Source organism: Gordonia sputi NBRC 100414 (assembly GCF_000248055.1).
Lineage (GTDB): Bacteria > Actinomycetota > Actinomycetes > Mycobacteriales > Mycobacteriaceae > Gordonia > Gordonia sputi.
In genome coordinates this window covers 24,234-48,506 of the sequence record NZ_BAFC01000046.1, presented here as the reverse complement: position 1 = coordinate 48,506, position 24,273 = coordinate 24,234, and the positions used below count along the sequence as shown (strand labels likewise).

22 protein-coding genes and 1 pseudogene are annotated in these 24,273 nt (G+C 65.9%); 3 read left to right on the top strand and 20 right to left on the bottom strand.

Going from position 1 to position 24,273, the window contains the following annotated elements; genetic code table 11:
- Positions 1-8: 8 nt before the first annotated feature.
- From GOSPT_RS06995 to thyX, 7 genes are all read right to left on the bottom strand, one after another.
- A complete protein-coding gene (locus tag GOSPT_RS06995) occupies positions 9-1,019 on the bottom strand; it encodes a TerC family protein (RefSeq protein ID WP_005204527.1) in 1,011 nt (336 codons plus the stop codon).
- Between the two features lie 266 nt (positions 1,020-1,285).
- Positions 1,286-4,348, bottom strand: coding sequence for an FtsK/SpoIIIE family DNA translocase (locus tag GOSPT_RS06990; RefSeq protein ID WP_168431349.1), 3,063 nt, complete (start codon positions 4,346-4,348; stop codon positions 1,286-1,288).
- Positions 4,349-4,536: 188 nt separating this feature from the next.
- On the bottom strand, positions 4,537-5,169 hold the full coding sequence (locus GOSPT_RS06985) for a TIGR03085 family metal-binding protein (protein ID WP_039855085.1): 633 nt from the start codon (positions 5,167-5,169) through the stop codon (positions 4,537-4,539).
- A 35-nt stretch (positions 5,170-5,204) separates the two neighbouring features.
- Positions 5,205-5,975 (bottom strand): tyrosine-protein phosphatase, encoded by a 771-nt coding sequence (locus GOSPT_RS06980; RefSeq protein WP_005204522.1) that lies wholly within the window; start codon positions 5,973-5,975, stop codon positions 5,205-5,207.
- 212 nt (positions 5,976-6,187) lie between these two features.
- Positions 6,188-8,254, bottom strand: a complete 2,067-nt coding sequence (locus tag GOSPT_RS06975) for a ribonuclease J (RefSeq protein WP_005204521.1) — start codon at positions 8,252-8,254, stop codon at positions 6,188-6,190.
- Positions 8,254-9,159, bottom strand: coding sequence for a 4-hydroxy-tetrahydrodipicolinate synthase (dapA, locus tag GOSPT_RS06965; RefSeq protein WP_005204512.1), 906 nt, complete (start codon positions 9,157-9,159; stop codon positions 8,254-8,256). Before dapA ends, GOSPT_RS06975 begins: the two co-directional genes overlap by 1 nt.
- 127 nt (positions 9,160-9,286) lie before the next feature.
- Positions 9,287-10,039: an FAD-dependent thymidylate synthase gene (gene thyX, locus GOSPT_RS06960; protein ID WP_005204511.1), complete on the bottom strand. Its 753-nt coding sequence runs from the start codon at positions 10,037-10,039 to the stop codon at positions 9,287-9,289.
- Positions 10,040-10,186: 147 nt separating this feature from the next.
- Between thyX and GOSPT_RS06955 the strand changes: the two genes are divergently transcribed.
- Positions 10,187-11,596, top strand: coding sequence for an amidase (locus GOSPT_RS06955; protein ID WP_039855064.1), 1,410 nt, complete (start codon positions 10,187-10,189; stop codon positions 11,594-11,596).
- A 15-nt stretch (positions 11,597-11,611) separates the two neighbouring features.
- Here the strand turns inward: GOSPT_RS06955 and GOSPT_RS06950 are convergent, their stop codons facing one another.
- From GOSPT_RS06950 to GOSPT_RS06930, 5 genes are all read right to left on the bottom strand, one after another.
- The gene (locus tag GOSPT_RS06950) at positions 11,612-12,376 is read right to left on the bottom strand and encodes an HAD-IIB family hydrolase (protein WP_005204507.1); all 765 of its coding nucleotides are present in this window, start codon (positions 12,374-12,376) and stop codon (positions 11,612-11,614) included.
- A gap of 69 nt (positions 12,377-12,445) precedes the next feature.
- Entirely contained in the window at positions 12,446-13,690 is a 1,245-nt protein-coding gene (locus GOSPT_RS06945) for a winged helix-turn-helix domain-containing protein (protein WP_039855082.1), read from the bottom strand.
- Between the two features lie 11 nt (positions 13,691-13,701).
- Positions 13,702-14,226: a dihydrofolate reductase gene (locus tag GOSPT_RS06940; protein WP_005204503.1), complete on the bottom strand. Its 525-nt coding sequence runs from the start codon at positions 14,224-14,226 to the stop codon at positions 13,702-13,704.
- 9 nt (positions 14,227-14,235) lie between these two features.
- On the bottom strand, positions 14,236-15,927 hold the full coding sequence (locus GOSPT_RS06935; RefSeq protein WP_005204500.1) for a PE-PPE domain-containing protein: 1,692 nt from the start codon (positions 15,925-15,927) through the stop codon (positions 14,236-14,238).
- Between the two features lie 229 nt (positions 15,928-16,156).
- Entirely contained in the window at positions 16,157-16,990 is an 834-nt protein-coding gene (locus GOSPT_RS06930; protein WP_005204498.1) for a thymidylate synthase, read from the bottom strand.
- A 106-nt stretch (positions 16,991-17,096) separates the two neighbouring features.
- Between GOSPT_RS06930 and GOSPT_RS06925 the strand changes: the two genes are divergently transcribed.
- Positions 17,097-17,468 (top strand): HNH endonuclease, encoded by a 372-nt coding sequence (locus tag GOSPT_RS06925; protein ID WP_039855063.1) that lies wholly within the window; start codon positions 17,097-17,099, stop codon positions 17,466-17,468.
- A gap of 38 nt (positions 17,469-17,506) precedes the next feature.
- Here the strand turns inward: GOSPT_RS06925 and GOSPT_RS06920 are convergent, their stop codons facing one another.
- The 6 genes from GOSPT_RS06920 to GOSPT_RS06895 form a co-directional block, all read right to left on the bottom strand.
- Positions 17,507-18,184 carry a GAP family protein gene (locus tag GOSPT_RS06920; protein WP_005204491.1) on the bottom strand — a complete coding sequence of 226 codons (678 nt, stop codon included), beginning with the start codon at positions 18,182-18,184 and terminating at the stop codon, positions 17,507-17,509.
- Between the two features lie 293 nt (positions 18,185-18,477).
- Entirely contained in the window at positions 18,478-18,930 is a 453-nt protein-coding gene (locus tag GOSPT_RS06915) for a flavodoxin family protein (RefSeq protein WP_005204489.1), read from the bottom strand.
- A gap of 16 nt (positions 18,931-18,946) precedes the next feature.
- Positions 18,947-19,516 (bottom strand): maleylpyruvate isomerase N-terminal domain-containing protein, encoded by a 570-nt coding sequence (locus GOSPT_RS06910; protein WP_005204487.1) that lies wholly within the window; start codon positions 19,514-19,516, stop codon positions 18,947-18,949.
- Positions 19,513-20,028, bottom strand: a complete 516-nt coding sequence (locus tag GOSPT_RS06905; protein WP_005204486.1) for a hypothetical protein — start codon at positions 20,026-20,028, stop codon at positions 19,513-19,515. Before GOSPT_RS06905 ends, GOSPT_RS06910 begins: the two co-directional genes overlap by 4 nt.
- A gap of 6 nt (positions 20,029-20,034) precedes the next feature.
- The gene (gene dapB / locus GOSPT_RS06900; protein WP_005204484.1) at positions 20,035-20,787 is read right to left on the bottom strand and encodes a 4-hydroxy-tetrahydrodipicolinate reductase; all 753 of its coding nucleotides are present in this window, start codon (positions 20,785-20,787) and stop codon (positions 20,035-20,037) included.
- Between the two features lie 75 nt (positions 20,788-20,862).
- A complete protein-coding gene (locus tag GOSPT_RS06895; RefSeq protein ID WP_005204483.1) occupies positions 20,863-21,345 on the bottom strand; it encodes an Lrp/AsnC family transcriptional regulator in 483 nt (160 codons plus the stop codon).
- A gap of 170 nt (positions 21,346-21,515) precedes the next feature.
- On the opposite strand from GOSPT_RS06895, the gene ald reads away from it, so the two are divergent.
- Positions 21,516-22,631 (top strand): alanine dehydrogenase, encoded by a 1,116-nt coding sequence (gene ald, locus GOSPT_RS06890; protein WP_005204479.1) that lies wholly within the window; start codon positions 21,516-21,518, stop codon positions 22,629-22,631.
- Between the two features lie 73 nt (positions 22,632-22,704).
- On the opposite strand, the pseudogene GOSPT_RS24270 reads toward ald, so the two are convergent.
- Together GOSPT_RS24270 and GOSPT_RS06880 are read right to left on the bottom strand one after the other, a co-directional pair.
- Positions 22,705-23,300: pseudogene (locus tag GOSPT_RS24270) on the bottom strand (GAP family protein).
- A 185-nt stretch (positions 23,301-23,485) separates the two neighbouring features.
- The gene (locus GOSPT_RS06880; protein ID WP_005204474.1) at positions 23,486-24,247 is read right to left on the bottom strand and encodes an NRDE family protein; all 762 of its coding nucleotides are present in this window, start codon (positions 24,245-24,247) and stop codon (positions 23,486-23,488) included.
- Between the last annotated feature and the right edge of the window lie 26 nt (positions 24,248-24,273).

Below are 24,273 nucleotides of genomic sequence, written 5' to 3'. Positions count from 1 at the left end.
CGACGACGCTACTCGTCGTGTCGGACCGCCGGTTCACTCGATGACGCACCCTTGTGCTTCGACCAGAGCAGGCTCGCCACCGTGGTGATCACGAGTGTCGCGAGGATAACCGACAACGACAGCACCGTCGAGATCTCCGGTACCGCTACGTGCTCGCCGCCGTTGATAAACGGCAGCGTGTTCTCGTGGAGCGCGTGCAGCACCAGCTTCACGCCGATGAAGCCGAGGATGAACGAGAGACCGTAGGACAGGAACACCAGCCGGTCGAGTAGCCCGCCGAGCAGGAAGTAGAGCTGGCGAAGGCCCATCAACGCGAACGCATTGGCCGTGAACACGAGGTACGGCTCCTGTGTGAGGCCGTAGATCGCGGGAATCGAGTCGAGCGCGAACAAGACGTCGGTGAAACCGATGACGATCAGGACGAGCAGCATCGGCGTGGCCCACCGCTTGCCGTTGATCCTGGTGAAGAGCTTGTCGCCGTCGTACTCGTCGCTGGTGCGCAAACGCTTCTTGAGGAAACGCTCGAGCCTCGTCTCGCGCTCCTCCTCGTGCTCGACGGGGTCGTCGCTCTCGCGGAGCAGCTTGATCGCCGTGAAGATGAGGAAGGCGCCGAAGAGGTAGAACACCCAGCTATAGGCGTTGATCGCGGCGGCGCCGACGGCGATGAACGCGCCACGCATCACCAGCGCCATCACGATGCCGAGAAGCAGTACCTTCTGTTGGAACTCGCGTGGCACCGCGAACTTGCTCATGATGATCACGAACACGAAGAGGTTGTCGACGGACAGCGCCTTCTCGGTGACGTAGCCGGCGAAGTACTCACCGCCGTAGGTTCCGCCCCATTGCCACCAGACGAAGAAACCGAAGACGACGGCGATCGAGATGTAGATTGCCGACCACATTCCGGATTCGCGGAGCGACGGCGCGTGTGGAACACGCACGTGGGCGAAGAAGTCGAAGACGAAGAGGCCGAGGATCACCACACAGGTGATCGCCCAGACGGTAGGTGAAACATTCACGAAAGATCTACCTCCAGCGCGCAGCACAAAACGGTTGCGATGCCAGAGGTCTCTCCCGCCCGGCGCCGCCTCGTACTGTGCAGCGATGAATCCGGACCAGTTGTCCGGGCCGGGGGTGTCGCGCGATGATCTGCATCGTCGACCTCCCGACCGTATTGACGGACAGACTGCGAGGTTGGGGATACTCCCCTCTTCGATCTGCCGACCACTTTAACAGTTGAATGAAGCCGAGGTATATCCCGTTCGTCCGCTATGCCCGAAACGCGTCATTCGTCGCTGCTCCCCGTGTCGCCACCACCGGTGATCGACGCGATGACCCCTGCGAGATCGTCCGGTTTCACGAGCACCTCGCGCGCCTTCGACCCCTCGCTCGGACCCACGACACCACGCGTCTCCATGAGGTCCATCAGTCGCCCTGCCTTGGCGAACCCGACGCGCAGCTTGCGCTGCAACATCGACGTCGAGCCGAACTGGCTCGACACGACGAGTTCGATGGCCTGCAGCAGATCGTCGAGATCGTTGCCGATATCGCCGTCGATGTCCTTCTTATCGCCGGCCTTGGCTGTCGTCACGCCCTCGGTGTACTCGGGATCGGCCTGCTCACGTGCATAGTCGACGACGGCCGCGATCTCCTCGTCGGTGATGAACGCTCCCTGCATACGGACAGGCTTGTTCGCGCCCATCGGAAGGAACAGTCCGTCGCCCATGCCGATGAGCTTCTCGGCGCCGGGCTGATCGAGGATGACGCGGGAGTCGGTCAACGACGACGTCGCGAACGCCAATCGCGACGGCACGTTGGTCTTGATCAGACCGGTGACGACGTCGACGGAGGGTCGCTGGGTCGCCAACACGAGGTGGATACCGGCAGCACGTGCCTTCTGTGTGATGCGGACGATCGCATCCTCGACGTCGCGTGGGGCGGTCATCATCAGGTCGGCGAGCTCGTCGACGATGGCAAGGATGTACGGATACGGCTTGTAGACGCGTTCGGAACCGAGAGGCGTCGTGATCTCCCCCGAGGCCACCTTGCTGTTGAAGTCGTCGATGTGGCGCACCCGCGACGCCTTCATGTCCTGATAGCGCTGCTCCATCTCCTCGACGAGCCACGCGAGCGCAGCAGCAGCCTTCTTGGGCTGCGTGATGATCGGCGTGATCAGGTGCGGAATGCCCTCGTACGGCGTGAGTTCCACCATCTTCGGGTCGATGAGGATCATCCGCACCTGCTCCGGCGTCGCGCGCGTCAGCAGCGACACGAGCATCGAGTTCACGAAGCTCGACTTACCCGAACCCGTCGAACCAGCGACCAGCAGATGCGGCATCTTCGCGAGGTTGGCGCTCACGAAATCGCCCTCGATGTCCTTACCCAGGCCGATCACCAGCGGATGCGAGTCCTTGCGGGTCGACGGCGCCTTGAGGACGTCTGCCAGGCGCACCATCTCCCGATCGGAGTTGGGCACCTCGATACCGACCGCGGATTTACCCGGGATAGGTGCGAGCAACCGAACGTTGTCGGTGGCCACCGCGTAGGCGATGTTGCGCTGCAGCGCGGTGATCTTCTCAACCTTCACACCGGGACCGAGCTCCACCTCGTATCGCGTGACGGTCGGTCCGCGGGTGTACCCGGTGACCGCCGCGTCGATCTTGAACTGCTCGAGCACCCCGGTGATGCGATCGATCATGTCGTCGTTGGTCTGGCTACCGCGCTTGGGCGGGTCACCGTCGACGAGCAACGTGGCCGGCGGCAGGCGGTAGTCGCCTTCGACATCGGCGAGCACAAGGGCATCCGAGTCGACGGCGGTGTCGACGGCAGGCTCCGATGCTGCGGGCCGTGTGGGCGCAGACGTCTCGCGACTGCGCGACTTGGCACCCTCGCCTGCGCGCTTGCGGGTCGTCCCGGTAGCCGGCCGCGCGATCTGCTCGGTGACCTCGTCGACGACGGGTTCGGTCAGCATGTCGTCGAAGTTGTCGGTCGGGACGTCTGCCACGTCGACGGTCGGTGTCGGCACCGCGATGGGTGCGCTACGCCGATCCGAGCGCGCAGTGCGCCGCCGCGGACGCACCGTCGAATCGTCGTCGGGCGGGTAGTTCTCGTACGGGTCGTCGGACCGGAGACCCGATGCCGAACGAGACCATCCGCCGGTGGCGAAGTCGTCGTCAGCATCGACGGCGTCATCGTCATAGGCCGCATCGTCCTCGTACTCGGCGTCGCCGTACTCTGCGTCGTCGTCCCACGGGAGATCGTCGTCGATGCGCCCGCCGCCCAGTCCGAGCCAGCCCGCGGCAGCGTCGACGACCTCGCGGATCGTGCGGCCGGAGAGAATCAGGACACCGAAAGCGATGCACAGCACCAGGATCGGCACCGACACCCACGCCGTGACACCCGCGGTGAGCGGCGTTCCGACCACGTATCCGACGAATCCGCCCGCATGTGACCGGCCGGGAAGGTCCTCGGGCGCCCCGGCCACCAGGTGCATCAGACCCAGCAGCGGCAACACGATGAGCAATGTGCCGCCGATGTACCGCGCGCGCTTCTCGGGGTTTGGACCCCGCCGCATCAGCACGATCGCGCCTGCGACGAGGGCGACCGGTACCAACAGTGCAGCGGTACCGACGACGGCCCGCACCAGAGCATCGATGAACGCGCCGACCGGACCGGCCGCCCCGAGCCACACTCCGACAGAGACGAGCAGTGCCAGGGCGAGCAACGCCAGCCCCGTCCCGTCGCGCCGATGCGAATGTCCCTGCGCACCGGATGGGTGCCGGTCGCGACGGCCCTCGAAACCGGAGACGTCATCGGAGGTCAGATAGCCGTCGTCGGTGACATCCCCGTCTCTGAAGTCCCCATCCCTGAAGTCCCCGTCTGTGAAATCCCCGTCTGCGAAATCCCCGTCGACAACCGGCGCTGTCGTGGAGTGCCCGGTGCCCGCCCGTGCGACCGAACCGACCCCCCTCGCGAGCAGCGACCACGCACCGCCGAGACCACGGCCGACTCCCCTACCGACCACAGGGCCTGCGGAGCGTCGACTGATGTCGGCGGACTGCTGCTTGCGGACCTGCTGTTGACTGCCCGAAGTCTGCTTGCGTCCCGAACCCTGCTTGCGCGCCGACGTCGACGACGCTGTGCGTGTACGCCCGGTGGTGCTGGCGCGCGATCCTGACGAGCGACTTCCCGACGACCTACTTCCCGACGACGCAGTCTGTCGCCGCCCGCCCGTGCTCTGCTGACGGCCTGTCCGTCCCCCCGTTGCACCCCGTCCCGCCGCTGCGCGCTGTCCACCGCTTGCGCGTGACGCGGCCGCGGCCGAACTCGTGCCTGCCTTCGAAGCCATACGGACAGACTAGTGGTCACCCATCACCTGAGTCACATGCACAACACAGGCAACACGACTGTGTGTCGAATTCGTAACCGTTGCCCGGATCACGCGCTACGACGCCGACGTACGAACGCGCAGCTCAACGGAAGAATCAGCGGGATTCAGACGGGGAGATTCACACTGGGAAATTCATACTGGGAAGTTCATACGGAGCGGGTGGTTGCCAAGACCGCCGCGATCGCGTCGGGGTCGCCAGACCAGGTGATCGCGACGGGCGCACGGCCGTAGGCGAACAAAAGTAATTCGCCGACGGTCCCGGTGGCCATAACCGGTTCACCTGACCCCACGACCAGCAGGTTCTCGCCGTCCGGTGTCGCGAGCGTGACCTGGGCAGGCATCGACCGCAGCGTGAGCTTCCCCATACCCTTCAGCGGGGTACGCAGTGCCTGCGTCATGTCAGCACTCAGCTCGCGGGGAGTCCACGGTCCGTCCGGATCAGCGCCACCGCGCAACACGTCCTCGTGGTGGATGAACATCTCAGCGAGATTGGCCCACCTGTCGACAAGGCGGAACATCGAATACCACGGCGGACCGTCGGCGACCTCCTCGACGAGGTCGGGCCACGGCTGGGCAGCGGTGTGCGCCTGGACCTTCTCGGTGTGCCCGGCCAACGGACTGACGACGATTCCGAGCGCTGCGTCGGGCCGACGCTCGCGGATCACCAGGTGTGCCGCGAGGTCGCGGGTATCCCAGTCGCCACACAGCGTGGGCGCGTCTGGTCCGACGGTCCGCAGCGTCGCGGCCAACGCCGCCCGTTCCGACTGTGCAAGTGTCACCACTCCACCCTAGCCAGGCCGGACGGCGTCGCGATTCAGATCGATGGCAGCAGCAATGCCTTCTTCAGTCCCGCGATATCCGAATCGGAAAGCCGCAGTCCCTTGTGGACGTAGTTCTCGAAGCTGCCGTAGGTCTTGTCTGCGGCAGCAAACGCGGTGTTCAGCAGGCCGATGTTCACGCCGTTGAGCGGATCGTTGGGCGATGCGTGGCGGAATGTGTTGCTGGCGAGGAAGTCGGCGTCGACGACCTGCCGATCGACACCGAGAACGGTGAGCAGGACCGCCGCGAGCCACCCCGTACGATCCTTGCCCGCGCTGCAATGGAACAGCACCGATCCGCCTGCGCCGACGGTGTTCTTGATGTCGAGCAGCGACGCGCGGAATGCCTCGCGCGCGTGCGAATCGGTCACGAAGGCGCGGTAGGCGCTCGGCAGATCGACGAGGTACGACACCGGGACCGCACCGAGGACGTCGAAATTGTGGCGCGTGGCACCGGGAACCGCTTTGTCGGGCTGCACAGTGGACTCGAGCTGAGTGCGCAGATCGATGATCGAGCGCAGTTGGTGTCGCTCGAGCACACCGACGCCTGCGGGAGTGAGGGAAGCAAGATTGGCGCTGCGAATCACCTTGTCGGAGATGCGCATTCCGCTGATCGTCGTGTAATTGGCAAAGGTGCGGGCGTTCCGGACACCGGGCACCGAGATGGCCAGCGGCGCGGGAGCGGCGTGCGCGGTGATCGCGGCGGGAGCGGCGTGCGCCTGCGCTGCTGTCGCAACCCCGAGTGGGATCAGCGTGGTGCTCAGCACGGTCGCGGCGATCGTGATTTTTCTGGCTGCGGCTGTGGCACGAGACCGGGCATCGCTACACGTATTCGAAGTCACTTCGGGGCTGGCCTTTCGGGGCGTCATGTCACCGCACAACGAGACACCGCGCCCCGTCGCCCACCCGCGAAACCGCGGGCCGCAGTGAGCATATCGACTGGCGCCTCACGTCGAGACGTGAGACCAACCACAGCCCGTTACGAACCGACCGCGAGCACCGTCGGCACGATCATCGGGCGTCGACGATACGTGTCGGCAACCCATCGTCCGACCACCCGTCGAATCGTCTGGGCGATCCGATGCGCGTCGGTAACCCCTTCTGCCGCAAGCGAATCGAGCGCCTGGTCGACCAGGTTCGCAGCCTCTTTGAGCGCTTCCGGATCGTCGGAGAAGCCGCGTCCGGCGACCTCGGGCGGACTGACAGCACGACCGGTGGTGGCGTCGATCGCGACCGTGATCGCGATGAACCCGCCCTCCCCGAGGACGAGACGTTCGGACAGCGTCGACTCCCCCACGTCGCCAACCGACAGGCCGTCGACGTAGACGTGGCCGACGGGCACCCGTCCCACGATCTGCGCCTTACCGTCGACGAGGTCGACGACGACGCCGTCCTCGGCGAGCATCACGCGATCGGGGTGCACACCTGTCGCCACCGCGAGAGCCGCGTTGGCGCGTAGATGACGCCATTCCCCGTGCACCGGCATGGCGTTGGTGGGCCGCACGGCGTTGTAGAGGTAGAGCAGCTCGCCGGCCGAGGCATGTCCGGAGACGTGGACCTTGGCGTTCTGCTGCGTGATCACGGTCGCGCCTCGCTTGGCGAGCCCGTTGACGACGGCGAACACCGAGTTCTCGTTGCCCGGGATCAACGACGATGCCAGCACGACGAGGTCGTCGGCGCGGATGTTGATCTGACGATGTTCGCCACGAGCCATCCGCGACAACGCCGAGAGCGGCTCGCCCTGCGAACCGGTGGAGATCAGCACCAGCCGGTGATCCGGGAGCGTCGCGGCGGTATCCATGTCGACGACGACGCCGTCGGGCACGTGCAGGTATCCCAGATCCTGGGCGATCTGCATGTTGCGCACCATGGACCGCCCGACGAAGGTCACGCGCCTGTTGTGGGCGTGCGCGACGTCGATGATCTGTTGGATGCGGTGCACGTGGCTGGCGAACGATGCGACGATCACGCGCTGCTTGGCCTTGCCGATGACCTGGTCGAGAACCGAGCCGATCTCGCGTTCCGGCGTCACGAACCCGGGGACCTCGGCGTTCGTGGAGTCGACCAGGAAGAGGTCGACGCCCTCGTCGCCGAGACGACTGAAGCCTGCGAGGTCGGTGAGGCGGTTGTCGAGTGGGAGCTGGTCGAGCTTGATGTCGCCGGTGTGCAACACCAGACCCGCGGGCGTGCGAATCGCCACCGCGAGCGCATCCGGGATCGAGTGGTTGACCGCGAAGAACTCGAGGTCGAACGGCCCGTAATCGAGCCGATCACCCTCACGCACCTCGACGAGCTTGGGCCGCAGGCGATGTTCCTTGCACTTCGCGTCGACGAGCGCGAGAGTGAATTTCGCGCCGACGACCGGGATATCGCTCCGCAAACGCAGCAGGAACGGTACTGCGCCGATGTGATCCTCATGCCCGTGGGTGAGGACGACCGCCTCGACGTCGTCGATGCGATCCTCGATATAGCGAAAATCGGGGAGGATGAGGTCGACGCCGGGCTGCGCGTCCTCGGGGAACAGGACTCCCGCGTCGACGACCAGCAGCCGCCCGTTGTACTCGAAAACAGTCATGTTGCGGCCGATTTCGCCGATCCCGCCCAGCGCGACCACACGGAGTCCGCCACGTGGCAGCTTGCGCGGGGTACCGAGCCGGTCGACCGCCGGGTCTACGGGGATCGACTCACGACGACCGGCCTGTCCTTGAGCCCCCGACTGCTTGCCGCCACCCGAGGCTTGTGCATCGTCACGACGCTCGTGCCTGCCGCGACGCCGACCGCGCCCCTGGTTCTGTTCGCCGGACGGCTTGGAACCCTGCTGCGCCGGGGCTTGCTTCTGCGCGGGCGCATCCTGCCCGCGGGTCTCACGCCGGGCGGCTTGCTGGGCAGGAGCTTCCTGCGCGGGAGTTTGCTGGGCAGGCGCTTGCTTGGCAGGAACTTCCTGGGCTGGTGCCTGCTTCTGCTCGGGTGCCTGCACCGGACGTTCGGCGGCAGGCGTGGGAGGTCCCGCTTGGCGTGAGGCGCTGCGTCGACGTTGGGTTGCCATCAGGCGAGCACCCCCGCCGCACGCAGGTCGGTGATCAGCGCTTCGATCTGCGGGCCCGTCGCGGGCACCTGCGGCAAACGCGGATCTCCGACGTCGAAGCCCAGAACACGTAGCGACGCCTTGACCATGGTCACCCCACCGAGGCGACCCATCGCATTGACCAGCGGCAGGATCGACGTGTTGATCGCGCGTGCTGCGACGAGATCGCCCTTCTCGACGGCGATCTGCATGTCTCGCAGGCGATCAGGCACGAGGTGTCCGATCACGCTGACAAATCCGGTCGCCCCCACCGAGAGCCACGGCAGGTTCAGTGCGTCCTCGCCGGAGAGGTACTCGAGGCCGGTCGTGGCGATGATGCCTGCCGCCGAGTGCAGATCTCCCTTGGCGTCCTTGACGCCCTTGATGCGCGGGTGCTCGGCGAGCGCGATGAGTGTCTCGTTGGCGATCGGGACCACAGAGCGCGGCGGAATGTCGTAGAGCAGGACCGGAAGCGACGTCGAATCGGCGACGGCCCGGAAGTGTGCCAGCAACCCTGCCTGCGGCGGCTTGGAGTAGTAGGGGGTGACGACGAGAAGCGCGTGCGCACCGGCCTGCTCGGAGGCCTGCGCGAATCGGATGCTCTCCGCGGTGTCGTAGCTTCCCGCGCCCTGCGTGATGCGGGCGCGGTCGCCGACTGCCGAGAGTACGACGCGCAGCAGGTCGAGCTTCTCCTGCGGCGTGGTTGTCGGAGACTCGCCGGTCGTCCCGGAGACGACGAGTCCGTCGCATCCCTTGGACACCAAGTGATCTGCCAGTTCAGCGGCCTTGTCGAGATCGAGCGAGCCGTCGGCGCGGAAGGGGGTCACCATTGCCACCACGTTGGTCCCGAAGGGGTGCGTGTGCAGCTGCTGCGCTCCTGCGTTCATGGTGGTCAAGGCTACCGTGGCGCCGGGAGCGGGAGCGAGCGGGCCACATCAGCGCCGTGGCGCCGGGAGCGTGAGCGAGCGGGCCACGCCGATTAAGCCCCGCACAACTCCACGCGGGTCCCGCTGCTCAGCCTTCGAGCACGAACGGCGATGTGGCGACCTCGGTGCCGTCGGCGAGCGTGCCGATCTCGAAGTCGCCGAACACGGTCGGCGCGACATCCATGAGTTGACGCAGGCATTCGACGGCGAGCTGGCGGATCTCGACGTCGGCGTGTTCGGTGGCGCGCATGCCGACGAAGTGTCGCCACGCGCGGTAGTTGCCGGTGACGACGATCTTGGTTTCGGTCGCGTTGGGCAGCACCGACCGCGCGGCTTGCCGTGCCTGCTTGCGGCGCAGGATCGCGTTGGGCACGTCAGCGAATTTCGCCTCCAGGGCGTCGAGTAGTTCGCCGTACGCCTTGCGACTCGCGTCGGTGGCTTCGGCGAACAACGCCTCGAGGTGCGCGTCGCCCTCGATTGCCGGTGGTGCGACCACGTTCGAGTCGTGTTCGGGGACGAACCGCTGCGAGAGCTGCGAGTACGAGAAGTGACGATGCCGAATCAGTTCGTGCGTGCACGACCGCGAGATCCCGGTGATGTAGAAGGTCACGTTCGCGTGCTCGAGTAGCGACAGGTGACCGACCTCGAGGATGTGCCGCAGGTAACCGGCGTTCGTCGCGGTTCGGGGATTGGGCTTGTCCCAGCTCTGATAGCAAGCGCGGCCCGCGAACTCGACGAGCGCCTCGCCGCCGTCGGCGTCGGTGCTCCACGGGACGTCCTCGGGCGGGTTGAACGTGGTCGCGGCGACCATCTGCACCTTCAACGGGACCATGTCCGACATGCCGCCTCCTCTCACCTAGTGGGCATCCATGATTGTCCATCAGCGCGACCTTCACGACCCGAGCACCCCGTCGTCCGAGGGAGCTCTCGGCAACACCTGCGGAGTTTCAGCACCCGCCCCGGTGCCCGACGGGGGACGATGGGTGGCATGCCCGATCTGCACTTCAGTTCTGTTCACAGCCAGCGCTCCTGGGTCGTCGACGGCCAGGTCACCTCTCGCGAACTCGTCGAGCACAGCTTGGCCGAGATCGCTCGCCTCGACCCCACGCTCAACGCGTTCTCCACCGTCCTGCACGACGAGGCGCGAGCCGAAGCCGATCGACTCGACGCCGCACTACGCGACGGCGCCCCTGCCGGCCCGCTGCACGGGGTACCGATCGCGATCAAGGACGAGAACGACGTGCGCGGTGTGCCCACGGCATTTGGTGGGGCGTCGGTGACGACGCCGGCACGGGCCGATTCGGAGGTGGTCACGCGTCTGCGCGATGCGGGCGCTGTGATCATCGGCAAGACACGGATGCCCGAATTCGGCATCTGGCCCTTCACCGAAACGGCGGCGCACGGCTGGACACGGAACCCGTGGGACCTCGACCGATCCCCCGCCGGCTCGAGCGGAGGCACCGCGGCAGCGGTCGCGTCGGGGATGGTGGCCGCAGGGATCGGCGGCGACGGCGGTGGGTCGATCCGTCTCCCTTCGAGCTGGTGCGGTCTGTTCGGACTCAAACCGCAGCGAGGGCGGGTCAGTACGGCACCCAACCCCGACCTGTGGCGAGCCCTGGGCACCCTGGGTCCGTTGACCCGCACCGTCGCCGACAGCGCACTCATCTACGACGTGATCTCCGGCGCGACGTCGACCGACAGGTTTCATGCCGCCGCGCTCCCCGGCTCCTTCGTCGACGCCGCGGCCACGCCGCCCGGCCGCCTGCGAATCCGACTGTCGTTTCGCAATCCGATGCGGGCGGGCATGGTCGACGATGAGTCGGCCGCCGCGATACGCGCGCTGGCCGACCGCCTGCGCGAGGCCGGCCACGACGTCGTCGAATCCGATCCCGACTACCCACTGCTGTCGGGGGTCTTCTTGGTGCAAACCGCGTCGGGCGTCTCCGAAGAGGCTGCGCGCGTGGAACATCCGGACAGGCTCGAGCGCAACACTCGACGCATCGCCCGCGTCGGACGTGTCCTCCACGCGGGCGCCGGGTGGGCAGAACGACGTGCGGAGCGGATCGCCGAGACGCTCCTTGCACAGATCTTCGACGACTACGACGTCCTGCTGACGCCGACCACCCTCACCACGGCCGTCAAGGCCGGACAGCTCGACCGACGCGGTTTCGTGGGCCTTCTGCGCGCAGCCGGGGAGACCGCGTCGTACACGGCAGCCTGGAACGTACTGGGCAACCCTGCGGCGGCCGTACCCATCGGAGTGGATCGGTCGGGCCTGCCGCAGAGCGCTCAGCTTGTCGGACCGGCGAACAGCGAGTTGCTACTCGTGTCGCTGGCCACGCAGATCGAGGAGATCGTCGGGTTCGCCGAGCATCGGCCACACGTCACCGAACGGTGAGCACGCCGACTCTGCTCACTCGTCGAGGAGCGCGGTGAGCTTGGCGAGCGTGTCATGCCAGTCGGTCACGCTGATCGACGTGATGCCCAGCTCCATCACCGGCCGGTCGTTGCCGCCCTCGTCGAGCCGGTCACCGTAGAAGAGGATGTCGTCGACGGTGAGGTCGAGGATCTCCATCAGTCGGCGCGCACCGTAGGACTTGTCGATGCCCTTGCGGGTCACGTCCACAGACGTCGATCCGCCGCTGCGGACCTCGAGGTCGGGAAGACGTTCGGCCGCGTACGCGCGCAGCGACTCCTTCTTACGGCCGTCGGGATCCCATGCCTTCTTCGCGTCGACGGGAGCAGCCTGCCCCAACGCGCTGAACGTGATCTGGCTGCCCCGATCCTCCAGTACCGGCCCCCACGTCTCGGTTTCCCACAGGCCGAGTTCTTTCGCGCCGGTCTCGAGCGTCGTCAGGGTGCGCTGCTTCTCGTCGTCGGTGAGGTACTCGGCGTACACGGTCTTCCATTCGGAGCCGTCCCACCGCACGTACTGCGTGCCGTTCGTGGGCATCAGATGCAGGTTCGCACGATTCACGTCGTCGCCGAGTCGGTCGAGCACCTGCACCTGGAACTGATCGAAATTACCGCCCGAGATGATGCACGCTATGCTGCGGTCGAGTAGTCGGCCGAAGACCTCGACCATGGAGTCGTCCATGGGGCTCTTCGACGGTGCCAGGGTGTCGTCGAGGTCGAACATGACCAGTTGGTAGGTGCGCCCGTCGTGCGTGACCGTCATCGGTACCTCTCGTGAACTCTTCGATGTGGTGAATGCCTGCTGGATTGACTCAAAGCCGGAAACAGCATGTCATGCCGAAGCCCCGACGGTGGCATGAGCCAACGTGGCAGCCAGATCGCCACGGGAACCGACCTCGACGCCGTCGAGTCCGAGCCACTGCGCGGTCGTCGCGAGGTCGGTCGCGAGACGCTCGGCGACCATGCCTGCGTCACGCCCCTCCTCGAGGTGAGCCGCAGGCACCCGAAGCACACCCGCGGCGCGGTCGGCCTTGAGATCGACGCGGGCGACGATCTCGTCGCCGAGTAGATAGGGATGCACGTAGTAGCCGTGTACGCGCTTGTGCTCGGGGACGTAGATCTCGATGCGATACCGGAAACCGAAGAGCCGTTCGGCGCGCGGACGAAAGAAGACCAGCGGATCAAAGGGCGAGAGCAGCGTCGACCGCCCGTCCGCAGCGGCGATGCGACGCGGAATCACGGTGTCGGCGTGCATAAACGCGGCGTCTTTCCAGCCACGCACCGACACCTGTTGCAGCGCTGCGTCTTCCACCAACTCAGCGACGACATCGCGAACCTCGGCAGGCTTGAGCCGGTAGTAGTCGGCGAGGTCGGCGACTGTCGCGACGCCAAGCGCCGCAGCAGCATTCGTCACCAACTGCCTGTGCGCATCGACCCTGTCGATGCGACGCTGCGCGACCTCGCCGACGACGCGCTCGGTGAGGTCGTAGTGGCGTCCGAAGTTCGCGTCTCGCACAGCCGACAACTCACCGGAGGCGAACATCGCCTCACACAGATGCTTCACATCGCCGCGGTTCCACCAGCCGCCGGGTGCGCTGGGTTCGCGCTCGATCCCGAGATGACTCTCGATCAGACGCGGCGTCGACGGCCCGATCTCGCCGATGAGCGCCCGAATGTCCGCCGCGAGAACCCGGTTGTCGCGCATGAGTTCTCGCGTGTGGAGATACCGTCCGTCCCGATACTCCTCCATCCGCCAGCCGAACAACGGCCAGTCGTCGACCGGGATCAGTGCGGCCTCGTGCGCCCAATATTCGACGAGCATCCGAGTGGCCCGCCCGGGATGCCACGCGGCGCGGTCGAGCAGGGTTCGGTCGTAGGAGCCGAGCCGCGAGAACAACGGCAGATAGTGCGCTCGCACCGCGATGTTCACCGAATCCATCTGGATCAGTCGCGTGCGTTCGACGATCCGCGAGACCTGTCTGCGCGTGACGGTTCCCGCGGAAGGTCGAGGACCGAATCCCTGTGCGGTGAGGGCGATTCGGGCCGCCTGCGCGGCCGAGAGCTCGGGAGGTGCCATCGCGGAGATGATCAAGCTCCTCGACGCACATCCGACGCCGTGCGGTGACGCGAGTAGTCGACGAAGCGATAGCGAAGCCCGCCAGACGACGTCTCCCACGACGTGGCCTGCGCGACCTCCCATCCGTATGGGTCGATCTCGGGCGCAAACGCGTCGGCTCCCTCGACGAGCAGATCGATCTCGGTGACGTGCAAGCGCGTGGCGTGTTCCATCGCGGCCTCGTAGATCGCGCCGCCACCCATCACCGTGACGGCGCCGACGATCCGATCCAGCGCTTCGCGCAGCGAGCCAGCGATCTCTGCCCCTGGCGCGACGTAGTCAGTGTTCCGGGTGACCACGACGTTGCGACGTTCCGGCAGCGGGCGGAATCGCTCGGGCAGCGACTCCCACGTCTTTCGTCCCATCACGACCGGGTCGGTGCCTGTCAGTTCGCGGAACCGGCGCATGTCCTCGGGGACGCGCCACGGGATCGTGTTCTGACGCCCGATGGCGCCGACACGATCCTGCGCCCAGATGAGTGTGATGCCAGTGGCCATGGACAGAGACTACCGCCGGGGTCCGACAGGCTCTCCCAGCGCGGACCCTTCCCGGTCACCCTTCGTCGAATCATCCTGTCCTGCACTGTTCCCGGCATCCGTGACACCACCAGACTGTGTCGTTCCCGTGGCGGCGGCACCCGGCGCGTCGTCGCCCGGTCGACTGCCACCGCCTGCCGGGTCACCTACCGTCGCGGGGCGTTTCGCTTCGCCCTCCGGGTGCACCTGCGGTTGGGCATTGGGCTTCGTCACCTGCGGGGGCGTCGTCGAAGCTGCGGATGGGTCCGAATCCGACTGATCAGTCGGTGGTGTCGCATTCGCCGACGCCCCGCCGGATTCGACGCCCTGCGGCGCCATCGCATCTGTTCCGCGCTGACCGGACGGCGTCGAGATCGGATCGTTCACCACCGCGGATCGCGCTCCGGCCACGGCGGGAGCCGTCGGTGTGTCAGCGGCGACAGGAGCCGCTGAGACCTCGACGCTCGAACTGAGCGACGAACCCGCTGAACTGCCGGGATGCGCGGCGTCGAACCAGTCACGGAAGCTGAACTCCGGCACCCCGAACGGTCCGCTGATCGCGGTGGTGCCCAGTGGCCGGTTGGACGGATCTCCGGTCTTCTGCGCGACGGCGTCGTCGATCCCTGTCGCAAGCGCGATCGCGACGGTGATGGCGTCACGCACCGGAGAGAACCGGAACCACTGCGCCGCAAGCGGTTCCCCGGGGCTGAGCTCTCGGTTGTAGCCCATCTCGATGATGGTCCGCAGTGGCATGTCCAGTGCGGTGATCCACGTCGCGGGTAGCACGCCCACCAGTGGAACGAGGATCGGCAGGACCTCTGCCGGGATCATGTAATAGTGCGTGTCGCCGTACTCGCCCTGATCGACGGTTCCCGGTGCGCCCAACGGTGATTCAAATGGATAGAGGCCGTGCTGATAGGCGATGCCGAGAACCGCGTTCAGGTCGGCGATCACGTTGAGAGGGTGTGACGGGAAGTCCGAGAAGCCGTCGTACTGGAAGCTGATATCGGTTGTGCGGAAATAGCATTGGCCGTCGACGCAACTGTTTGTCGGCGCCGCGCCGTCCATGCTGATGCCGAGGAACGGAATCGACAATCCAGCGAACCTCGCGAGGATTCCCCCGTTGGGCCTGTTCACGTCCGCGGCCAGAACGAAAGAGACGTCGGGGGCCGACGCCCAGCCGACGCTCGAGTAGTAGTCGATCAGCGATCGCTTGGTGATCGCCGCGATCCTGGTGCTCTGCGAGTATCCGAACACGACGAGCTGATCGCCCGCTGCGGGCGTGCCGAACGAGAGATTGCGCGGACACGCAGTGGCTCCCGATATGCAGGCGCTCAGATTCGCCACTCCGAGCGCGACCGAACGATCGAAACTCAGGTCGCCCGCGGTGAACGGCGCGAACTCCTCCGGCGTGTACACGGCGACCTTGTTGAGGTCGGCCGCGTTCACACCACTGGCCTGCGCGAGGTAGTTCGACGCGATGAGATTGAGATAGGTGTCGACGAACTCGTCGGTTTGCGCTTGAGGACCGAAGTCCACCAACGGATTCCAGGTACCACCCATGATGAGTGCCGTGACGGTCGCCGCGTTCGCCACCGTCATGGCGGCAGCCGCCCAGACAGCTCCGATGACGCCACCGATCGCCGACGCCATCGCGGCGCAGACACGCAGAATCGATCCCATATGTAGTTACCAACCGATCGGGCCTACCGCTCCCGACCCGACTTCGATAGTCAGCCCGTTGGTCGCACGGTGCGCCCGATCAACGAGACCGGCAGAGTGCGGTTAGGCCCATCAGATCTCCGCTCGGCACGTCATGATGTAACACACATCACACTTCGATACCATCGGTACTGAAAATCAGGCCGCAAGAAACCCTCCGTTCGGAGGACACGAACGGAGACTTCTCGAATCAGACCGCGACCGGCGCCTTGATGCCTGGGTGTGACTGATAGTCGACGATCTCGACGTCGTCGAACTCGTAGTCGAAGATCGACTCGCGCGGAGTCAGCCGAAGCGTCGGATACGGATACGGCTCACGCGAGAGTTGCCGGTTGACCTGGTCGACGTGGTTGTCGTAGATGTGGCAGTCGCCGCCGGTCCAGACGAACTCCCCGACGTCGAGACCAGCTTGCTGCGCCATCATGTGCGTGAGCAACGCGTACGACGCGATGTTGAACGGCACTCCGAGGAACAGATCAGCACTGCGCTGATAGAGCTGACACGACAGCTTGCCGTCGGCCACATAGAACTGGAAGAACGCGTGACACGGCGGTAGCGCCATCTGAGGGATCTCCCCCACGTTCCACGCGGACACGATGTTGCGTCGCGAGTCGGGATTGGTCTTGAGCATCTCGAGCGCCGCGGAAATCTGGTCGATGTGCTCGCCCGACGGCGTCGGCCAGCTTCTCCATTGGACGCCGTAGACAGGGCCGAGTTCGCCGTTCTCGTCGGCCCACTCGTCCCAGATCGTCACGCCCCTGTCCTGAAGCCATCGCACGTTCGAGTCGCCGCGCAGAAACCACAGCAATTCGTAGATGATCGACTTCAGATGCACCTTCTTGGTGGTGATCAGTGGGAAACCCTGAGCGAGGTCGTAGCGGAGCTGATGCCCGAACAGACTGCGCGTTCCGGTCCCGGTGCGATCGGCCTTGGGCGTGCCGGTGTCCATCACCAGACGCAGCAGGTCTTCATATGGCGTCGGAATCGTCTCTGTCGAGCTGAGGTCGCGGATGGCCGTACTCACGACTGCCAGTCTAGGGCCGCCGCACCTGCCCCCTGCCCCTGCGACACCCCTTGTGGGTTGCGTGTGGCTCGTGTGATGTGTGGTGACAACAGACTAGGCTCGACGCGTGCCTCCCCGCCCGCGTACCCGCGCCAACCGCTACGCACGACGTCGCAGGTCACGAGTCGCGTCGAAGTCACACGACCTGACTCCACTCCAGTGGGAAGCACTTCAGGAGGCGTGGGGCGGATGCGCGTACTGCCACGCCGATGGTGTTGCGCTACAACGCGATTGCATGTTGGCGATCTCCCGTGGTGGTCGCTACACCCTGAGCAACGTGGTGCCGTGCTGCCGCTCGTGCAACGCCAGCAAGTGCAATACCGAGGTCACCACCTGGATGCGTCGCAAGAAGCTCGACGAACGTTTGTTCCTGGTCCGGCAGGCGCAGATCATCGCCGAACTGACCGACACCGTCGACGAAGCGCAACCCACGGAATGACCAGTCCGCGGAATGACCAGCCCTCGTGAGAACCGCCCTCATGAGAACACTGCGAGACCTTTGCCGATGAAGTACACGCCGACGACGAGACACGTAATGATGGTGATCGGCGAGATGTTTGCCTCGAGCCACTCCCTGAAGTTGTTCAGCGCCGGATCGAGCCGGTGACCTCCCACTATCGCAATGAGCAGCGGAAGCAGGATGCCGAGACTGGCGATGAGGACAAAGATCACCAGCACTATCCACGCCTCTGACCGGTTCCCGGTGTCCTCGGCTATGCGCGCCCCCGCGCCGAAACTGAGTGGCACGTTCTTCACGATTGCCACCGCCTCGATGAGTCCGAGCCCCAACACCGACAGCCCCGACATCGCCGTCACCCTGGCCAGCAGTTTCGCTTCGCTCGCCGGCTCACCTGGTGCGGGTCGCTTTCGCCAGGCAACCACTGCGAGTCCAAGGAAGATCACCCCGAGAATCAGGGTGAAGATCTTGACTCCGTCATCCGTGGCGGCGGGTGAATCCTCTTCTGCCACGTCCGTCACCGCGACCGCGATGCCCGTCACGACGAGCAGACTGATGATCCACCCCACAGCAAAGAGAACCGCTTTGGCGCGGCCGTGTTCGGACAACAGGAGCACGACACCCGAGATGATCGCGACCGGACTGATCGCGACCGTCACCGCGATCGGCAACACATCTCCAACGGCGGTGGCGATCACGCCGGTACTCCCGTCACGAAGCCACTGCCTGCCACGAAGCCACTGCCTGCCACGACGAGCCTGAACCTCTCACGATTGACGCCCTCCGCACTCACCGACGATTGACTGCGCAAGTCTTCCAGCAGTTGCGCAGATTCGTCGTAGATCACGGCAAAGTCGGCACAAACTGGGCGGTGGTGCCGCTTGTCGAAACTCGACGTTCCACACGCGGCTCGAGTCGGCAGACGCGGCTGGTGTACCGGCCGCGTTTGCCAATTCGAGCCGCGTCTGTGATGTCGATCTGCCCGGGGAGCCTAGTCCGAGAGACCCGCGGCCACGGTCGCGCCCAACTCCCAGCACGCCTCGAGGACCGCCTTGTCCGGCTTGTTCGACGCGATCACGTACTCCGCGGCCTTCTCCCAACCAAGCCCCGCGGTGATCCGGTCGACAGCGTTCACCGCGCCTTCCGTTCCCTCGTTGCCGTGAAGGTAGAGGCCGAACGGGCGACCGCGCGTCGAGTCGAGGATCTGGTAGTAGGAGCAGTCGAAGGCGTGCTTGAGTGCGCCCGAGATCGACCCGAGGTTCGCCGGGCTGCCAAGGACGTAGCCGTCGGCGTCGAGGAAGTCGCTCGTCGATACCGACAGCGCGGCCCGGCGCACGACGTCGACCCCCTCGATCTCGGGGTCGGTCGCGCCGGACACCACCGCCTCGAACATCGCCTGGCAATGCGGCGACGGCGTGTGATGGATGATCAGCAGGCGACTCATGATCTGCTCCCCGAGGTCATCGTGCCCGTCCGGAAAACGCCAGGAGCCGATCGGCCGCGCTCGCCGAGTCGGTGTCGGCGCACTCGAGAGCAGCGCCGAAAAGGCCCAAGCCCCTGAGTTCTTCAATGAGAGGCGACGCGTCGCTGAGAAGGTACTCGACGAGATCGTCCGACGGCTCCCACCTGATTCCGATACCGACGCAGAGGTCGTGGGTGTGCAGCGCGAGATCCATGGCGCGCATGATCAGCAGGTCGTCACCCGAGCGCTGCCCGGCCCGATGATCCACGGCAGCGCTGAGGTCAGCGGCCGCTGCGGACTCGCGCAGCATGGTTTCGTAGCACCAGAACTCACCAACCGGATCGTCGACGATGTAGTCGGAGTCCCTGGTCGTCTCGACATCGCCGGCACTCGCACCCGCGAGCAGCATCGCGTATCGATGGCCACCGCCGGTGACGTGATTGATGAGGTCGCGGTTGGTCCAGCCATCGGCGCCACTGCGGCGATCGAGCGCAGCCGGACCGACCTGCGCGAGCGCGTCGGCCCAGAGCTGCTCCGCATCCAGCAGCGCACGGACAGCGTCACTCATGTGCTGGGCCGCTCGTCACGTCCATGGAACTGGGCCACAGCACGCTTCATCATCTCTCTGGCTCGGGAGCGATCTCCCGCGTAGTCGTAGGCGCGCGCGATCCGATACGTGTTGTGCCAATCGGAGGGGTTCGCTTCCCACTCCTGCTTGACCTGTGCGAAGAGTTCGTCCGCGGCCTCGCGTTCGATGCGACCCGACGCTCGACGCGGCAGGTCGGAGACGTTGAGTTCACGCCCCTCCTGCGCCATGATCCGCGCCAGTTTCTGATGTTCGATACCCGCACGCAGCGTCGACCAGATCAGCCACGCACCGAGGAACGGCAGGATCAACACACCGATGCCGAGCCCCACCGCCACGACGCCGCCGTGCGCGATGAGTTGCACACCGGTCCTGCCGAGCAGCACGAAGTAGACGATCATGGCGACAACGAGAAACCCGATCATCCACACGATCGGGCGGGCGTCGCGCTGCGTCGGATCCTTCTTGTGCTTCTTGTTCGGCTCGGCAGACATCGGCAGTTACAGGTCCATCAGTTCGTCGAGTCCGACGGTCAGGCCCGGGCGGGTGCCGATCTGGCGAACGCCGAGTAGCACGCCCGGCGCGAACGAACTGCGATCGATCGAGTCGTGACGGATGGTCAGCGTCTCGCCCTGTGTACCGAGGAGGACCTCCTGGTGCGCGACGAGACCGGCGAGTCGGACGGAGTGCACGCGCACGCCGTCGACAACTGCTCCCCGCGCGCCGGGGAGTTCCTCGGTCGTGGCATCGGGGCTCGGCCCGACGCCCGCCTGGGCACGCGACTCAGCGATCAGCGCCGCCGTGCGATACGCGGTGCCGGACGGCGCGTCGGCCTTATGCGGATGGTGCAGCTCGATGACCTCAACGGAGTCGAAGAAGCGCGCCGCCTGCTGCGCGAAACGCATCGACAGGACGGCTCCGATCGCAAAGTTGGGTGCGATCAGCACTCCGACGCCCGGCGCATCGGACAACCACTCGCGCACCTGCGCAAGACGTTCCGCGGTGAACCCGGTCGTACCGACGACCGCGTGAATTCCGTTCTCTATCAAGAACTTCAGGTTGTCCATGACCACGCTCGGATGCGTGAAGTCGATGACGACGGAGGTGTCCGTGTCGACGAAGGCAGCGGGATCGTCGCCCTTGTCGACGCCCGTGGTGAAGACGAGATCCTCGGCGGCCTCGACAGCGTCGACCATGGCCTGCCCGACCTTGCCCCCACTGCCGAACACGCCCACTCTGATCTCGTCACTCATCGGTGCTCCCTCTCCTCGCGTGCTCGGTCGAACATTCCTGTCCGAGTCTAGTGGGCGGCACTTTCGTGCCGACCCTCAGTAGATCGGCGCATCGCCGCGCTGGTGGTCGAAGACCAGCGACGTCGTGGTACCTGCGACTTCGCGTCTGGCATTGAGCATCTCGACGAACGTGCGCAATGCCTCGGTGTCGGCGGTCGCGACGTGCAGCAGGTAGTCGTCGGCACCCGCGAGAAAGAAGACGTCGATCACTTCATCTCGCTGTGCGATCTCGCCGACGAACTGGCGGATCTGCCCACGCGCATCCGACTGCAAGCTCACGGCGACCATTGCCCGCAATGGCCGTCCGACCGCGGCCGGATCGACGTCGGCGAAGAATCCGCGGATCACACCGGCGTCGACGAGCCGTCGGAGGCGTCCGTGTGCTGTCGACGCCGCGATCCCCACTCGTGCCGCAAGCTCACTGTTGGGGATACGCGCATCGAGTTGCAGGACGCGCAGTAGTTCACGATCGGTCGCGTCGAGCTCGACTGCCCGAACATCCTTCGGCGTGGCGGCCATCACAACTCCTCGATCTGACGATTCTTCACCTTGAACCGCAATCTACAGAACTTTCCTCATCAATATTGTGCACCATTCGACGTTCCTTCACGCTTGAAGGTGTTCAGCGCAGAGCAGCGCCTCCGCCGCGCAGCACATGACCACACCCCAACACTTCCGAGGAGCACCCGATGCGTATCGGCATCCCCACCGAAATCAAGAACAACGAATACCGCGTCGCCATCACGCCTGCAGGCGTCGCCGAGCTGACCAAACGCGGCCACGACGTGATCATCGAGGCAGGTGCAGGCCTCGGTTCCGCCATCGACGACACCGACTTCAAGGCCGCCGGCGCACAGATCCTCGACACCGCCGCCGCGGTCTGGGAGCAGGCCGACCTGCTCCTCAAGGTCAAAGAGCCCATCGAGGCCGAATACGGACTCATGCGCGAGGGCCAGACGATCTTCACCTACCTGCACCTTGCGGCCAGCCGCCCGTGCACCGACGCGCTGCTCGCGTCTGGCACCACGTCGATCGCCTACGAGACGGTCCGCGCCGCCGACGGTTCGCTTCCCCTGCTCGCCCCGATGAGCGAGGTCGCAGGCCGACTCGCTCCTCAGGTGGGCGCCTACCACCTCATGCGTTCCGAAGGCGGCCGCGGCGTGCTGATGGGCGGCGTCCCCGGTACCGAGCCCGCCGACGTCGTCGTCATCGGTGCCGGCGTCAGCGGCGTCAACGCCGCGACCATCGCCATGGGCATGGGCGCACAGGTCACCGTCTTCGACCTCGACATCGCCAAACTGCGCGCGGTCGACGCACGCTTCGGCGGCCGCGTCCACACCCGCTACTCGACGTCGCTGGCACTCGCCGACGCGGTCAAGCAGGCCGACCTGGTGATCGGCGCGGTCCTCGTCCCCGGCGCGAAGGCGCCTGTGCTCGTCCCCAACAGCCTTGTCGCGCAGATGAAGTCGGGCGCGGTGCTCGTCGACATCGCCATCGATCAGGGCGGCTGCTTCGAGGATTCGCGTCCCACCACCCACGACGACCCGACCTTCACCGTGCATGACACCGTGTTCTACTGCGTCGCGAATATGCCCGGCACCGTTGCCCGTACGTCGACGCAGGCACTCACCGGTGCCACGCTCCCCTACGTGCTGCAGCTCGCCGACAAGGGCTGGGAGAAGGCCTTGGCAGACAATGCCGCACTCGCAGGCGGCCTGAGCACCCACGCGGGCACGTTGTTCAATGCCGAGGTCGGCGCAGCGCTCGACATCCCCGCCGAGCAGAATCCGTTCGCCACCAGCTGACCACGACCTCCATCGCGAAACCGCCGGACCCGAGATCGCCTCGGGCCCGGCGGTTGTCGTGCGTGCCTGCAACTCAGGACGCGAGCAGGGCATCGATCCCGTTGGTCGTCACGACGGCGCCCAGGATGATGAGCACGGCACCGACGATCACTGCGTTGTACCGCGTGATCACCTCGTCGACCCGCGCCAGCGTCGCTCCCGCGCGGTCCCCTGCCAACTGCGTTGCCACGGTGGGTGCGGCCACTCCGATACTGCCGACGACGACGAACACGACGATTCCGACGGCCTGAGCGCCGATGTTGTCCGTCGCCTCGGCGACGGCGACACTGGCCGCGACAGCGAGGAAGAGGTTTTGGGGTTCAGCGCCGCCATACCGATACCGAAGGCAAAGACCGTTGACCCGCGCATACGCTCGATCGACTCGTACCACGACGGCACGTCGCCCTTGTTCGGGTTCCGCCACTCGCCATACCACTTCCACACGCCGAGGCCGAGGAGGATGACGCCCACAACGACGCCGACCACGCCGCCGACGGTCCCCGTCTCACCGGCGAGGGACACCAGGTCGGCGACAGCGACCACCACCCCGCAGACGATTACGAGCCCGAGAATCCAACCGAGCAGAAAGCTCCAACCAGCCCCCACCGACCGTCTGATCACCAGCGCCATGCTGACCATCACCAGTGGCGCCGACGCCATCAGTAGGCCGAGTGCAATGGGTAGAACGTCGACTGCAGCGCGAATCACCTGAGCAACATAACCGGACGGCGGCTGCGATGCGCACACTCGGGGTGCAGCACGACGACCCGTGTCGATAGCGGAAACCAGCCGGCGGCGACCAGTCACTGCGGAGATCACCAGGACAGCACCGTGGTCGCGGCGGCCTTTCCCTCGTGGAAACGACGTTCGGTCAGGTCGCCGCGGCCGTCGCGTCCCATGCGCAGCACCGACGAGGCGCGGGTGCCGTAGCCGTCCATGTCGACGAACATCGCTGAGAGCTCGTGTTCACGCTCGGGGTCGATGCCCGTGTCCGGCAGTCGCGCGGGGTCGGCCAGGCGCCGATCGTCGAGCATCGCAAGGTAGTCGTCCGGCAGCGCGCCCGGCTCGGCCGCGACGTGCTGGAACCGTCGAACACCATCGGTCACCTTGGGCCAGTCGCTGTCGAGCACGCCATTCGACAATCCGTGCCAGCCGGGCGCCACGGCCCTCGCCTCGGGCACGGGCGCATTCGTCGCCCACCAGACGTCGACGCCGTCGGCCACCAGCAGGTTGACCGGCGCGTATTCGTCGGCGTGTCGCAAAAGATGCTCCGCCGCTTCCCGCGGGGTGGCCTCACCGACGAGGAAGTCGACGGGCAGGTCGCCGCGTGATCGTTTGTCCGGCAGCACTTTCGGCTCGCCGATGCGCACATTCGTCACCGCCGCCATGCGTCGTGGCGACGTCGTCGACACACCCATCCACGTGCCGCCGGCCGTCAGATCACGACCACCGATGATCGGGGCGTCGGCCCACCGGTGAATGCCGTCGGTCGGTCGCGAGTAGATCTCGTCACGATTGGCGGCCAGGAGAAACTCGTATCCCGGGGCGGCGTCGACGGCGAACAGAATCAAACACACCGCGCGCGACCCCTTCTCACAGAATT